This is a genomic window from Castellaniella hirudinis (assembly GCF_042651965.1).
GTDB lineage: Bacteria > Pseudomonadota > Gammaproteobacteria > Burkholderiales > Burkholderiaceae_B > Castellaniella > Castellaniella hirudinis.
The window spans coordinates 274,183-287,381 of record NZ_JBHSDY010000002.1 but is presented as its reverse complement, the minus strand read 5'-3'; the positions used below and the strand labels follow the sequence as shown (position 1 = coordinate 287,381).

Below are 13,199 nucleotides of genomic sequence, written 5' to 3'. Positions count from 1 at the left end.
ACCCTATGAGCGCTTTGCCCGCCCCTGATCCGTCCATGGCCGATGCCATTCGCGTCCTGGCCATGGATGCCGTCCAACAAGCCAATTCCGGGCACCCCGGGGCGCCCATGGGCATGGCTGACATCGCCCACGTGCTGTGGACGCGGCATCTGCGCCATAACCCGGCCGATCCGGCCTGGATCGACCGCGACCGCTTCGTGCTGTCCAACGGCCACGGCTCGATGCTGATCTACGCGCTGCTGCATCTGTCGGGTTACGACCTGCCGATCGAAGAACTGCGCCAGTTCCGCCAACTGCATTCACGCACCCCGGGCCACCCCGAGGTCGGCATCACGCCGGGCGTCGAAACCACCACCGGTCCGTTGGGCCAGGGCCTGGCCAACGCCGTCGGCATGGCGCTCGCCGAATCGCTGCTGGCGGGCGAATTCAACCGTCCCGGGCACGAACTGATCGGCCACGACACCTACGCTTTCGTCGGTGACGGCTGCCTGATGGAAGGCATCTCGCACGAGGCCTGCTCGCTGGCCGGTACCCTGGGCCTGTCGCGCCTGATCGTGTTCTACGACGACAACGGCATCTCCATCGACGGCGAGGTCCAGTCCTGGTTCGCCGACGATACCCCGGCGCGCTTCGAGGCCTACGGCTGGAATGTCCTGCGCGGCGTCGACGGCCATGACATGAACTCGATCGACGCCGCCATCGTCCAGGCCCGCGCGCATGCCGCCGCCGGCCGGGGCCCGACCCTGATCTGCTGCCGCACCGTCATCGGCCGCGGCGCCCCGAACAAGGCCGGCTCCGAAAAGGTCCACGGCGCGCCCCTGGGCGCCGAAGAAATCGCCGCCGCGCGCAAGGCCATGGGGTGGAACCACCCGCCCTTCGAGATCCCGCGCGAGGTCTATCAATACTGGGACGGCCGCACGCGCGGCGCAGACCTGCAATCCGAATGGCAGTCGCGCTTCGACCGCTACGCCGAAGCCCACCCGGAACTGGCCGCCGCGCTGTGCCGCCGGATGGCGGGCGAGCTGCCGGCCGATTTCGCGGCACGCGCCCGGGCCTACGTCCTGTCCACCCAGGACAAGGCCGAATCCATCGCGTCGCGCAAGGCGTCCCAGCAGGCCATCGCGGCCTTCGCGGACATCCTGCCGGAACTGCTGGGCGGCTCGGCCGACCTGACCGGTTCCAACTTCACCGACTGGAAGGGCGTCGAGCCCGTGCGCCGCGCCGAGGGCGGCCCCCGCGCCGGACGCCACATCAATTACGGGGTGCGTGAATTCGGCATGGCCGCCATCATGAACGGCATGGCCCTGCACGGCGGCTACCTGCCCTTTGGCGGCACCTTCCTGACCTTCTCCGACTATTCCCGCAATGCCCTGCGCATGGCGGCGCTGATGAAGCAGCGCGTGGTGCATGTGTTCACCCACGATTCCATCGGCCTGGGCGAAGACGGCCCCACCCACCAGTCGATCGAGCATGCGGGCAGCCTGCGCCTGATTCCCAACCTGCATGTCTGGCGGCCCTGCGACACGACCGAAACGGCCGTCGCCTGGCAATGCGCCCTGGCGCGCCCCGCCAGCCTGGGCATGGCCGTCCACGACGGCGGACCTTCGGCGCTGCTGCTGTCGCGCCAGAACCTGCCTTTCGTCGCCCGCGACGCCGCCACGACGGACGCGATCGCCCGGGGCGGCTATGTGCTGCGCGACATGGTGGGCGCGCGCGCCGTGCTGATCGCCACGGGATCCGAAATCGAACTGGCCCTGCAGGCCCAGGATCGCCTGGCCGAGCGCGGCGTGGCGACCCGTGTGGTGTCCATGCCCTGCACCCAGATCTTCGACGCCCAGGATGCCGAATGGCGCGCTTCGGTGCTGCCGGCGGGCCTGCCGCGCGTGGCCGTCGAGGCCGGCGGCACGACGACCTGGTACAAATACGTGGGCACGACGGGCGCCGTCGTGGGCATTGATACCTACGGTGAATCCGCTCCTGCGGGCGTGCTGTTCAAACATTTCGGGCTGACGGCCGACCATGTGGCCGCTGCTGTCGAACAGGTTTTGTAATCAAGGAGATTTTGCATGACCATTCGCGTCGCCATCAACGGCTACGGCCGCATCGGCCGTAACATCCTGCGTGCTCACTACGAAGACGGCAAGAAGCACGACATCGAAATCGTCGCCATCAACGACCTGGGCGATCCCAAGACCAACGCCCACCTGACCCAGTACGACACGGCGCACGGCCGTTTCCCCGGCAAGGTCGAGGTCGACGGCGACTACATGGTCGTCAACGGCGACCGCATCCGCGTGCTGGCCGACCGCGATCCGTCCAAGCTGCCCTGGGGCGAGCTGGGCGTGGACGTGGTGCTGGAATGCACGGGCTTCTTCACCACCAAGGAAAAGGCCTCGGCCCACCTGAAGGGCGGCGCCAAGAAAGTCATCATCTCCGCCCCGGGCGGCAAGGACGTGGACGCCACCATCGTCTACGGCGTCAACCACCAGGTCCTGAAGGCCACCGACACGGTGATCTCCAACGCGTCGTGCACCACCAACTGCCTGGCGCCGCTGGTCCACCCGCTGCACCAGCAACTGGGCATCGTCAACGGCCTGATGACCACGGTGCACGCCTACACCAACGACCAGGTGCTGACCGACGTCTATCACTCCGACCTGCGCCGCGCGCGTTCGGCCACGCACAGCATGATCCCCACCAAGACCGGCGCGGCTTCCGCCGTGGGCCTGGTGCTGCCGGAACTGAACGGCAAGCTCGACGGCTACGCCATCCGCGTGCCGACGATCAACGTGTCCATCGTCGACCTGTCCTTCGTGGCGGCGCGCGAGACCACGGTCGAAGAAGTCAACGGCATCCTCAAGGCCGCCGCCGAAGGCCCGCTGAAGGGCATTCTGGCCTACACCACCGAACCCCTGGTGTCGGTCGACTTCAACCACGACCCGGCTTCCAGCACCGTGGACGCCGGGCTGACCAAGGTGTCCGGCACCCTGGTCAAGGTCGGCTCCTGGTACGACAACGAGTGGGGCTTCTCCAACCGCATGCTCGACACCACCGTGGCCCTGATGGCCGCCAAATAAGCATTCGACGCACGATGACGCAGGGCGGGGCAACCCGCCCTCGTCATATCCGGCGCAGGCGCACGGCGCATGTTTCCGCCGGTGCGCGACCCCCGAACCGATTCCCGAGGAAATCCGTCCATGACCATACAGACTTTGACCGGCCTGGCGCAGTCCGGCGCCCTGGCGGGCAAGCGCGTTTTCATCCGCTCCGACCTGAACGTGCCCCTGGATCAGGGCCGCATCACGGAAGACACCCGCATCCGGGCCTCGGTGCCGGCCATCCGGCTGGCGCTGGATGCGGGCGCGGCCGTGATGGTGACCTCGCACCTGGGCCGTCCCAAGGAAGGCACGGTCGGCCCGGAAGACACCCTGCAACCGGTGGCGGAACGCCTGGCCGAGCTGCTGGGACGGCCGGTGCGGCTGGCCGCTGACTGGGTCAACGGCGTCGCCGTGGCGTCCGGCGAGGTCGTGCTGCTGGAAAACTGCCGCTGCAATCCCGGCGAAAAGAAGAACGATCCCGAACTGGCGCGCCGCATGGCCGCGCTGTGCGACGTCTACGTCAACGATGCCTTTGGCACGGCGCACCGCGCCGAGGCCACCACCGAAGGCATTGCCCGTTACGCGCCGGCGGCCTGCGCCGGTCCGCTGCTGGAAGCCGAACTGGACGCCCTGGGCCGGGCTTTGCAGTCCCCCCGTCGTCCGATGGCCGCCATCGTCGGCGGCTCGAAAGTCTCCACCAAGCTGTCCATCCTGCAATCCCTGGCCGACAAGGTCGATCAACTGATCGTGGGCGGCGGCATCGCCAACACCTTCATGCTGGCCGCCGGTCTGCCCATCGGCAAGTCGCTGGCTGAACCCGATCAGGTCGATCAGGCCAAGGCCGTCATGGATGCGATGCGCGCGCGCGGCGTCGAAGTCCCCATCCCCGTGGACGTGGTGGTGGCGACGACCTTTGCCGCCGATGCGCCGGCCACCGTGAAGAATGCCGCCGACGTGGGACCCGATGACCTGATCCTGGACATCGGCCCGCGCACCGCCGCCGCGCTGGCGGATCAACTGCGCCAGGCCGGCACCATCGTCTGGAACGGTCCGGTGGGGGTGTTCGAGTTCGAAGCCTTTGCCGGCGGCACCCGGGTCATCGCCCAGGCGATTGCCGAATCCGATGGTTTTTCCATCGCCGGGGGCGGTGACACGTTGGCGGCAATCGCCAAGTTCAATATTGCGGACCGGGTCGGCTACATCTCGACCGGCGGCGGCGCTTTCCTGGAGTTCCTGGAAGGCAAGACGCTGCCGGCGGTGGCTGCCTTGCAGGCGCGCGGGGCCTGATCGGTCTGCCCGGATTGACCTTTTTTGACGCTTCGGCAGCGAAACGGGCGCATCTTGTTGTTATCATGGGGTTTTGCTTCACCTAGGTGTTTACCCTATGAAGAAGATGCTTGCCGTTTCCGTCCTGGCCCTGGCGCTGGGCGCCTGCGCCCAGGCGCCGAATGAACCCGCCACCACAGGACACGCCGCCATGACGGCCAACCGCGCCGCGCCCGCCCTGGACGGGACCACCCTGTCCGCCTATGACTGGCGCCTGAGCGACGCCGCGGACAGCCAGGGCCGGCCCGTCGCCGCCTTGCGCGCGGGGCTGGAACAGCCGCTGCGCCTGTCGTTCTCCGACACGTCGCTGAATGTGTCGGGGGGCTGCAACAGCCAGTTCGGCGGCTACACCCTGGCATCGGGCGCGCTGACGGTCCAGGGGCTGGCAGGCACGATGAAAGCCTGCGCGCCGGCGCTCATGCAACTGGACACCGAGATCGCTGCGCGCCTGAAGGGCCGTCTGGCGGCCGAGGTCCGGGGCGGGGCGGACGCGCCCCGGCTGCGCCTGACCACGGCCGGCGGGGACGTGCTGACGTTCACTGGTACGCCCACACCCGAGACGCGCTACGGCGGTCCGGGAGAGATCGTGTTCCTGGAGATCGCGCCCGAGCGCGCGGCGTGCAACCATCCCCTGATGCCGAATCACCGGTGCTTGCGTGTGCGTGAGCGCCGCTATGACGCCTCGGGGGTGATCCAGCGGCCCGCTGCCGATTGGCAGTTGCTGTATCAGCCGATCGAGGGCTACGAGCATCAGGAGGGTGAACACACCATTGTGCGGGTCAAGCAGTTCACGGACCCGCATCCCCCGGTCGATCGCTCGTCCCGGGTCTACATCCTGGACCTGGTCGTCCAGCGAGGATGAGCCAGGACACGGAATAGCCCCTGCGGGCTATTCCGTGCCTGACGAATCCGAGCGGCATGCAGGCCGCGAGGTGGATGGGCGGCAGCCATTTGAAAAATGGATGATATTGATTCCAATATTTAATTGGTAAATATCATGGTCTCCCGGTATGGTGGGGTATCCGTTTCCGGATACCTCATTCCCGGCCCCCGCACGGCGGCCGCAACGCACGACCCGTGGAGTTCCCATGTCCAGGACTTACTATGCGCCGCACGGCGGCCATCCCCCGCAGACCGATCTGCTGACCGATCGTGCGATGTTCACCGAAGCCTACGCCGTCATTCCGAAAGGCGTGATCCGTGACATCGTCACCAGCCACCTGCCGTTCTGGGACAACACCCGGCTGTGGGTGCTGGCGCGTCCGCTGACCGGCTTTGCCGAAACCTTCGCCCAGTACATCGTCGAAGTCGGCGCGGGCGGCGGCAGCGAGCGTCCCGAGCAGGACCCCGAAGCCGAAGGCGTGCTGTTCGTCGTCGAAGGCGAGATCGAACTGACCCTGGCCGGCACGAAGCACGTCCTGAAGCCGGGCGGCTATGCCTTCATCCCGCCCGCCTCGGACTGGTCCCTGCGCAACCGCAGCGGCGAAGCCGCCCGTTTCCACTGGATCCGCAAGCGCTACCAGGCCGTGGACGGTGTGCCCCATCCGGAAGCCTTCGTCACCAACGAACAGGACATCAAGCCCATCGAGATGCCGGGCACCGAGGGCCGCTGGGTCACCACGCGTTTCGTGGACATGTCCGACATGCGCCATGACATGCACGTCAACATCGTCACCTTCCAGCCCGGCGGCATCATCCCCTTCGCCGAGACCCACGTGATGGAGCACGGCCTGTACGTGCTGGAAGGCCAGGCGGTCTACCGCCTGAACCAGGACTGGGTCGAAGTCCAGGCCGGCGACTTCATGTGGCTGCGCGCGTTCTGCCCGCAGGCCTGCTACGCCGGCGGCCCGGCGCCCTTCCGCTACCTGCTGTACAAGGACGTCAACCGCCACGCGCCCCTGACGCTGGGCGGTCTGGGCGGCGTGCGCTGATCGCGCCGCACGACAGGCGGGTTTGTCCTTGAGGCAGACCCGTTTGCAGGCTTTTCCGAAGGGGCGCTGAGGCGCCCCTTCGTCGCATATGGACGCTAACGCTTGGCCGGCGGTTCGTCGGCCAGCATGCCGGCCAGGGCCTGCGCCAGCGCCTGGACGGTGGCATCCGCCGTGGGGCGGTGAAAGAGGCCGATCTCGTAGTCATCGACGGTCGGCAGGCCCTCGCGGGGGCCGAGCAGGGCGTGGTCCGGCGTCACGGTCCGCAAGGGCAGCAGGCTGATGCCCAGGCCGGCGGCCACCGCGTGCTGGATGCCGTTCAGGCTGGAACAGGTGTAGGCGATGCGCCAGTTCCGGCCCATGGCTTCGAGGGCGCGGATGATGTCCTCGCGGTACAGGCCCCGCGGGGGAAAGGTCACCAGCGGCACCGGGTCGATCTGGAAGCACGGATGCTGCGCGCTGTCGATCCAGGCCAGGGTTTCCGGCCGGCAGGCGACGGCCGAGCGGCTGTGGCGGCGCTGCTTGGTCAGGACCAGGTCCAGTTCGCCCCGGTCATAGCTGGCGATCAGCCCGGAGCACAGGCCGCTGGTGATTTCCAGCTTGACCTGGGGGTGGCGTCGGCTGAAATCCGCCAGGACCTGCGTCGCGCGGCTGGCGACGAAATCCTCCGGCACCCCCAGCCGCACGGTGGCGCCGACAGTGGCGCCGGCCATCACGTCCAGAATCTGCTCATTCAGCGCCAGCAGGTGGCGGGCGTGGCCGAGCAATGCATGGCCGGCGTCGGTCGGCAGGATTTCGCGGCCGCTGCGGTCCAGCAGGCGGTGGCCGACCAGATCCTCCAGCCTGCGGATTTTCTGGCTGACGGTGGACTGGGTGGAATGCAGGCGGGCCGCCGCGGCGGTGAAGCCGCCGCAGTCCACCACGGCGATGATCGCCTTCAGCAGGTCCGGATCGAGGAGCGGCCGGTTCGGCCCATTGGGTTTTGTGCTGGATTCCATAGCGCCATCTTAGCGCCGCAACAGCCGCAGCCCGTTGCCCACCACCAGCAGGCTGGCGCCCACGTCGGCGAAGACCGCCATCCACAGGGTGCCCAGGCCGACGACCGTCAGGATCAGGAACGCCGCCTTGATGCCCAGGGCGACGACGATGTTCTGCACCAGGATGCGGTGCGTGTCGCGCGACAGCCGGATGAACCAGGGGATCTTGCGCAGGTCGTCGTCCATCAGGGCCACGTCGGCGGTCTCGATCGCGGCGTCCGTGCCCATCGCGCCCATGGCGAAGCCGACGTCGGCGCGCGCCAGGGCGGGCGCGTCGTTGATGCCGTCGCCCACCATGCCCACGGCCGCGCCCGGCACGGCCAGGCCGCCGACGATCCGCAGCTTGTCCTCGGGCAGCAGATTGCCTTCGGCGCGGTCGATGCCGACCTGGGCCGCGATGGCGGCGACGGTGTGCGGGTTGTCGCCCGACAGCATGGCGGTGCGCACGCCCAGCGCGTGCAGGTCCTGGATCGCGGCGGCGCTGTCGGGCTTGACCGTGTCGGCGACGGCGTAGAGCGCCAGGGCGCGATGCTCGTCGGCCAGCAGCACGACGGTCTTGCCCTGGCGTTCCAGGGCTTCCAGGCGGGCCTCCAGTTCGGGCGAGCACAGGCCGCGTTCGTGGATCAGCCGGTGGTTGCCCAGCAGGTGCGGGCGGCCGTCGACCAGGCCGCGGGTGCCGCGCCCGGCCAGCGCCTCGAAGGCCTCGACCGGCGTGCCGGGGCCGGCGTCCAGGCCTTGCGCCACGGCCCGGGACACGGGGTGGTCGGATCGGCCCGCCAATGCGGCGGCCAGGGCATGGCTGCGTACGGGGTCGGCCGTATCCAGCGCCACCACGTCGGTCAGCGCCGGCCGGCCGTGCGTGACGGTGCCGGTCTTGTCCAGCGCGATCCAGCGCAGCAGTCGCCCCTGTTCCAGGTGGACGCCGCCCTTGACCAGCACCCCGTGGCGGGCCGCGGCCGCCAGGCCGCTGACGATGGACACCGGGGTCGAGATCACCAGGGCGCAGGGGCAGGCGATCACCAGCAGGACCAGCGCCTTGTAGACCCATTCGTACCAGCCGCCCAGGCCCAGCAGGGGCGGTAGGACGGCGATGGCGATGGCCAGCAGCACCACCAGCGGGGTGTAGATGCGGGCGAAACGGTCCACGAAGCGCTGCGTGGGCGCGCGCGCCGATTGCGCCGACTCGATGGCCCGGATGATGCGCGCCAGGGTGGATTCGCCCGCAGTCGCCAGGACGCGGTAGTGCAGTTCTCCCGTGCCGTTGATGGTGCCGGCGTAGACCGGGTCGCCGGTCGTCTTGTCCACGGGCAGGCTTTCACCGGTGATGGGGGACTGGTCCACGGCCGAACGGCCCGATTCGATCTGTCCGTCCAGCGCAATGCGTTCACCGGGGCGGGTGCGCACCAGGTCGCCCGGGGACACGGATTTGGCAGGGATGTCGCGCCAACTGCCGTCGGCCTGCTGCACGGAGGCCTGGTCCGGGGCAAGCTGCATCAGGCCCTGCACGGCGCGGCGGGCGCGGTCCAGCGAGCGCGCCTCGATGCGTTCGGCCAGGGTGAACAGCACCATCACCATGGCGGCCTCGGCCCATTGACCCAGGATCAGCGCGCCGGTGACGGCGATGCTCATCAAGGCGTTGATGTTCAACTGGCCGTGGCGCAGCGCGGTCCAGCCCTTGCGATAGGTGACCAGGCCGCAGCCCGCAATGGCCAGGAGCGCCAGGACGGCGGGGACGGCCCAGGGGGCGTCGACCCAGTGGGCGGCCTCGGCGGCCAGCGCCGCCGCACCCGAGGCCGCCAGCGGCCACCAGGATTCGGGTGTTTCGGCCGCTTCGGCCGTCGGTCCGGCCTCGCCGGCCTGTTCGGGCGTGAAGCCCAGCGCGCGGATCGCCTGCAGGATGGTGTCCAGCGCCTCGGGCGCGTGGACCACGGTCAGCACGCGCCGCATCAGGTTGAAGTCCAGCGAACGCACGTCGGGCAGGGCGCCCAGCGATTGGCGGATCAGCGCTTCTTCGGTGGGGCAGTCCATCTGCAGGATGCGCAGTTCGGTGCGCAGATCGGCGCCTTGCGCGACGGCGGGCGCCAGGGGGGGCGCGTCTGCGTTTTGTGCGCCGTGCGGGTGGGCATGACCTGCGTCATGGCCGTGGCAGCAGGCGGTGTCCGGGGGATGGTGATGTGCGTGGTCGTGTGGCATGACAGGTTTCTGGCTGCGATCTATGATGGCAGTACACACCTTGTAGTTGCTACAAGGTCAAGCGTTCGATGCGCGGGGTGCCCACGGTTCGGTTCCGGCCTCCGCATCCGGATGCGCATCACACAGGAAATGACCATGAAAATCGGTGAATTGGCCCAGGCCGCCCGCTGTTCCGCCGAGACCATCCGTTTCTATGAAAAAGCCGGCCTGCTGCCCGCGCCCGCTCGCAGCGAAGGCAACTACCGGCAGTACGGCCCGGCGCATCTGGAACGGTTGCGTTTCATCCGCAACTGCCGGGGGCTGGACATGGCGCACGATGAAATCCGCGCGCTGCTGGACATGATCGATCATCCGGCGCACGACTGCGGCCCCATCAATCACCTGCTGGACGAGCACATCGCGCACGTCGACGTACGTCTGCGCGAACTGCAGGATCTGCAGCAGCAACTGGTCGGGCTGCGGGAACAATGCCGCGCCGAGCAGCCGGTCGACGCCTGCGGGATTGTGCAGGGATTGACGCGCATGGAGACGGTGGAGGGGCCTGTGCGGAGTACGCATCTGGGCTGACGCTTCGCCGGGCGGCTTCGGGTATGAGCGTCTTCGACAAGAAATACGTCGCTGCGTGCAATTCGCTGGAGTTCTGCTACTTTGGCGCGGGGCGCAGCGTCGCGCTCAGTATGAATGATCAGTTTTGATGCAGACGAGCGAATTGATCCACAAGCTGCAACAGGACGGGGCGCTCGCCCCCCTGTTGCCTTTCCTGGCCAGCGGCCGTCGGGATGATGGCCGCTGGCTGCCCGCGTGCGAATTGCTGCGCCCGGACACGCTGGCGGCCTTGCTGGATGATTTCGCCGCCGCCGAGGGCCACCCCGGCGGGGATGGCCGCGCCATCGCTTCGCTCTGGTCGCGCTGGCATTTCTGGGCTGTGCTGCCGCCCCTGGTGGCGGCCCTGCTGTTGCATCGGTGCGCGCCGGGACTGCGGGCCGTGCAGTTGTCGCCGATCCACAGAACCTGCGGGCTGGCCTGGGAGACGCCGGTGCCGGCGTTTTCACCCGAGGCGGCCCGCGCCGCCTGCGAGCGCGTCGTGTGGCAGGCGCGTCCGCTGATCGACGCGCTGGCCGATCTATCCGGTGCGTCGCCCCGGGTGTTCTGGAGCAATCTGGGCAATCTGCTTGAATACCTGGTGACGCAGTTGCGCCCGCATCCCGGCGTGTGCGCACAGATGCTGCGGGCGTTCGATGCGCTGCTGGAGTCCCCCTTGCTGGCCGATGGCAGCCCGAACCCCGTGGAGCGGCCCGTGCGCTACGAGCCCGGTCCCGCGCCGGGCGGGGAGGGCGCTCGTCGCGTGCGCAAGATCTGCTGTCTCTACTATCTGCTGCCGGGCGCCGAGTTGTGCGAAAACTGCCCCAGCCCGGCCCGTCCTAGACAGGGTCGAAGTGCGTCATCACATCCAGCACCGGCAGATCGGACATGACGCGCTGCCGGGCTTCGACGGCGATGGCGTGGCCGGCCTCGATCGTCAGTCGGCCGTCCATTTCGATGTCCACCTCCACCCAGATCATGTCGCCCATCTTGCGGGTGCGCAGATCGTGGATGCCGCGCACGCCGGGCGTGCCCAGGATGCGTTCGCGGATGGCGCGCTCGGTGTCGTCGTCGGCCGCCCGATCCACCAGGTCATTGAAGGCCTGCCAGGAGAACTTCCAGCCCATGCGGGCGATCATCAGGCCCACCACCAGGGCGGCCAGGGGGTCGGCCAGCGGCAGGCCCGCCAGATTGGCGCCCACCCCCAGCGCCACCACCAGGGACGAGGCCGCGTCCGAGCGGGCATGCCAGGCATTGGCCACCAGTAGCGTGGAGCGCACGCGGTGCGCGACCTGCAACAGATAGCGGAACAGCCCTTCCTTGGCCAGCAGCGCAAACAGCGCCGTGTAGAGCGCGACGGAATGGACGGTGGGGATCAGCGACGGATTCTGCAGGCGTTCGAAACTGCCCCACAGCATGCCCAGGCCGACTGCGATGAGGATCACGCCGATCGCCAGGGTCGCCGCTGTCTCGAAACGCAGGTGCCCGTAGGGGTGGTCGGCATCGGGCGCCTTGGCGCTGTGCTTGTTGGCGATCAGCACGATGCCGTCGGACACCAGATCGGACAAGGAGTGGATCGCGTCGGCGACCAGGGCCTGGGAATGGGCGAACAGGCCGACGACCAACTGGGCGGCCGTCAGCACCAGATTGACCCAGACGCTGACCCAGGTGCTGCGCCGGGCGGCCGCCTGGCGGTCCGGCGTCTCGATGTGGCTGTTGGGAAGAGGGGACATGCCTGGCAGTATAAAGGGCGGCTCTGGAAAAAGTGTGCAGTACACTGAGTGCCCGATCAGCCCTATGGATTCGCGGTCCGCATGCGGCTTTCTTTTCGTCCTGCCCTGGCGCGCGGCGTGCGCCTGATGCGCCGGTTTCCCTGGCATTGGCTGGTCGCCGCGCTGGTTGCGTTCGACGGCTATCTGTTCCTGCAGCCGTTCTGGCGCACCGTCGGCACGCAGGGCGTGCTCCAGGCATTACAGGTCCGCGACGGCGCCGGCGTGACCGCGTTCCTCGATTCGGGAGGGATCGCGCAGATGGCGCGGCTGGTGCTGGGCGCCGGGGTGCAGGTGATGGCGGTCGGTCTCCTGTACCGGGCGCGGATCGCCTGGACCATGAGCCTGCTCCTGCTGGCCCTGATGGGCAGCTATGCGATGTGGTACGGCCAGGGCCACGTCGGCCTGGTGGCCTATACCGTCGTGCTGGCGGCGACGCTGATCGGGTATTGGCGGTATTTCGATCGGGCCAGCCTGACGGCGGGCAGCCTGTTCGCGGTGTTGAGCGTCGCCAGCCTGCTGGTCTATGCCGTGTTCGGCGTCCTGTATCTGGGTGAAGAGTTTTCGCCGCCGGTGCGCGACCCGGTGACGGCGCTGTATTTTTCCATCGTCTCCATGTCGACGGTCGGCTATGGAGACATCAGCCCGCATACCGATGCCGCGCGGCTGTTCACGGTTTCCATCATCATTCTGGGGATCACGGTCTTCGCCACCTCCATCAGCGCCGTGGTCGGACCTTTGATCGGGGGCAACGTCCGGCGGCTGATGCGCGAAAGGGTTTCACACAGCATGCGTAAAAATCACATCATTCTGGCCGGGGGCAGTCCTCTGGCCCAAAGCCTGCATGCCGCCTTGCGCCAGCGCGGCCACGAAGTGACGGTGATCGTGCCGTCCATGGAGGGGCATCCGTATCCCCAGGACGCCGATCTGCTGGAAGGCGACGCGTCGGAGACCGCCGTCCTGCTGAAGGCGGGCGCAGCCCATGCCCGCTACATCCTGGCGCTGCGCCAGGATGACTCGGAAAACGCCTTCATCGTCATGGCGGGCCGCGAAGCGGGCGGGACGGATACCAAGCTGGTGGCGCTGGTGAATTCGCCCCTGCACCTGAGCAAGATCCGCCGCGTCAATCCCGATATCGTGATTTCCCTGCAGGCGCTCGGCAGCGAGATCCTGGCGCGCACGCTGAGCGGCGAACCCATCGACGAAGCCCTGATCACCCGCCTGCTGTTTGGGGAGAAGACGCCCGATCCGGTGTGACCGGATCGA

11 protein-coding genes are annotated in these 13,199 nt (G+C 68.2%); 8 read left to right on the top strand and 3 right to left on the bottom strand.

Translation table 11 applies throughout. From position 1 onward, the window contains the following. Positions 1-5: 5 nt before the first annotated feature. The 5 genes from tkt (at position 6) to ACFO0J_RS03465 (ending at position 6,355) form a co-directional block, all read left to right on the top strand. Positions 6-2,051 carry a transketolase gene (gene tkt / locus ACFO0J_RS03485; RefSeq protein WP_376811664.1) on the top strand — a complete coding sequence of 682 codons (2,046 nt, stop codon included), beginning with the start codon at positions 6-8 and terminating at the stop codon, positions 2,049-2,051. 15 nt (positions 2,052-2,066) lie between these two features. Further along, positions 2,067-3,077 (top strand): type I glyceraldehyde-3-phosphate dehydrogenase, encoded by a 1,011-nt coding sequence (gene gap / locus ACFO0J_RS03480; RefSeq protein WP_376811663.1) that lies wholly within the window; start codon positions 2,067-2,069, stop codon positions 3,075-3,077. Between the two features lie 120 nt (positions 3,078-3,197). Next, complete coding sequence (locus ACFO0J_RS03475; RefSeq protein ID WP_376811662.1) at positions 3,198-4,385, top strand: phosphoglycerate kinase; 1,188 nt, start codon at positions 3,198-3,200, stop codon at positions 4,383-4,385. 97 nt (positions 4,386-4,482) lie between these two features. Then, positions 4,483-5,286, top strand: coding sequence for an META domain-containing protein (locus ACFO0J_RS03470; protein WP_376811661.1), 804 nt, complete (start codon positions 4,483-4,485; stop codon positions 5,284-5,286). Between the two features lie 226 nt (positions 5,287-5,512). Beyond that, positions 5,513-6,355, top strand: coding sequence for a bifunctional allantoicase/(S)-ureidoglycine aminohydrolase (locus ACFO0J_RS03465; protein ID WP_376811660.1), 843 nt, complete (start codon positions 5,513-5,515; stop codon positions 6,353-6,355). A gap of 95 nt (positions 6,356-6,450) precedes the next feature. On the opposite strand, the gene ACFO0J_RS03460 is transcribed toward ACFO0J_RS03465, so the two are convergent. Together ACFO0J_RS03460 and ACFO0J_RS03455 are read right to left on the bottom strand one after the other, a co-directional pair. Then, on the bottom strand, positions 6,451-7,350 hold the full coding sequence (locus ACFO0J_RS03460) for a LysR substrate-binding domain-containing protein (RefSeq protein ID WP_376811659.1): 900 nt from the start codon (positions 7,348-7,350) through the stop codon (positions 6,451-6,453). Between the two features lie 9 nt (positions 7,351-7,359). Beyond that, positions 7,360-9,582 (bottom strand): heavy metal translocating P-type ATPase, encoded by a 2,223-nt coding sequence (locus ACFO0J_RS03455; RefSeq protein ID WP_376811658.1) that lies wholly within the window; start codon positions 9,580-9,582, stop codon positions 7,360-7,362. Between the two features lie 135 nt (positions 9,583-9,717). On the opposite strand from ACFO0J_RS03455, the gene cadR reads away from it, so the two are divergent. After that, positions 9,718-10,149 (top strand): Cd(II)/Pb(II)-responsive transcriptional regulator, encoded by a 432-nt coding sequence (gene cadR / locus ACFO0J_RS03450; RefSeq protein WP_376811657.1) that lies wholly within the window; start codon positions 9,718-9,720, stop codon positions 10,147-10,149. A gap of 127 nt (positions 10,150-10,276) precedes the next feature. After that, positions 10,277-11,056 carry a siderophore-iron reductase FhuF gene (gene fhuF, locus ACFO0J_RS03445; protein ID WP_376811656.1) on the top strand — a complete coding sequence of 260 codons (780 nt, stop codon included), beginning with the start codon at positions 10,277-10,279 and terminating at the stop codon, positions 11,054-11,056. Here the strand turns inward: fhuF and ACFO0J_RS03440 are convergent. After that, positions 11,004-11,897, bottom strand: coding sequence for a cation diffusion facilitator family transporter (locus tag ACFO0J_RS03440; protein WP_376811655.1), 894 nt, complete (start codon positions 11,895-11,897; stop codon positions 11,004-11,006). The two genes, fhuF and ACFO0J_RS03440, sit on opposite strands and share 53 nt — an antisense overlap. Before the next feature lie 81 nt (positions 11,898-11,978). On the opposite strand from ACFO0J_RS03440, the gene kch reads away from it, so the two are divergent. Continuing rightward, positions 11,979-13,190, top strand: a complete 1,212-nt coding sequence (gene kch, locus ACFO0J_RS03435) for a voltage-gated potassium channel protein (protein ID WP_376811654.1) — start codon at positions 11,979-11,981, stop codon at positions 13,188-13,190. Positions 13,191-13,199: the final 9 nt, after the last annotated feature.

Bases quoted from the DNA above. Each gene is read 5' to 3' on its own strand.
- tkt (WP_376811664.1), top strand. From the start codon at position 6: ATGAGCGCTTTGCCCGCCCCTGATCCGTCCATGGCCGATGCCATTCGC.
- gap (WP_376811663.1), top strand. From the start codon at position 2,067: ATGACCATTCGCGTCGCCATCAACGGCTACGGCCGCATCGGCCGTAAC.
- ACFO0J_RS03475 (WP_376811662.1), top strand. From the start codon at position 3,198: ATGACCATACAGACTTTGACCGGCCTGGCGCAGTCCGGCGCCCTGGCG.
- ACFO0J_RS03470 (WP_376811661.1), top strand. From the start codon at position 4,483: ATGAAGAAGATGCTTGCCGTTTCCGTCCTGGCCCTGGCGCTGGGCGCC.
- ACFO0J_RS03465 (WP_376811660.1), top strand. From the start codon at position 5,513: ATGTCCAGGACTTACTATGCGCCGCACGGCGGCCATCCCCCGCAGACC.
- ACFO0J_RS03460 (WP_376811659.1), bottom strand. From the start codon at position 7,350: ATGGAATCCAGCACAAAACCCAATGGGCCGAACCGGCCGCTCCTCGAT.
- ACFO0J_RS03455 (WP_376811658.1), bottom strand. From the start codon at position 9,582: ATGCCACACGACCACGCACATCACCATCCCCCGGACACCGCCTGCTGC.
- cadR (WP_376811657.1), top strand. From the start codon at position 9,718: ATGAAAATCGGTGAATTGGCCCAGGCCGCCCGCTGTTCCGCCGAGACC.
- fhuF (WP_376811656.1), top strand. From the start codon at position 10,277: ATGCAGACGAGCGAATTGATCCACAAGCTGCAACAGGACGGGGCGCTC.
- ACFO0J_RS03440 (WP_376811655.1), bottom strand. From the start codon at position 11,897: ATGTCCCCTCTTCCCAACAGCCACATCGAGACGCCGGACCGCCAGGCG.
- kch (WP_376811654.1), top strand. From the start codon at position 11,979: ATGCGGCTTTCTTTTCGTCCTGCCCTGGCGCGCGGCGTGCGCCTGATG.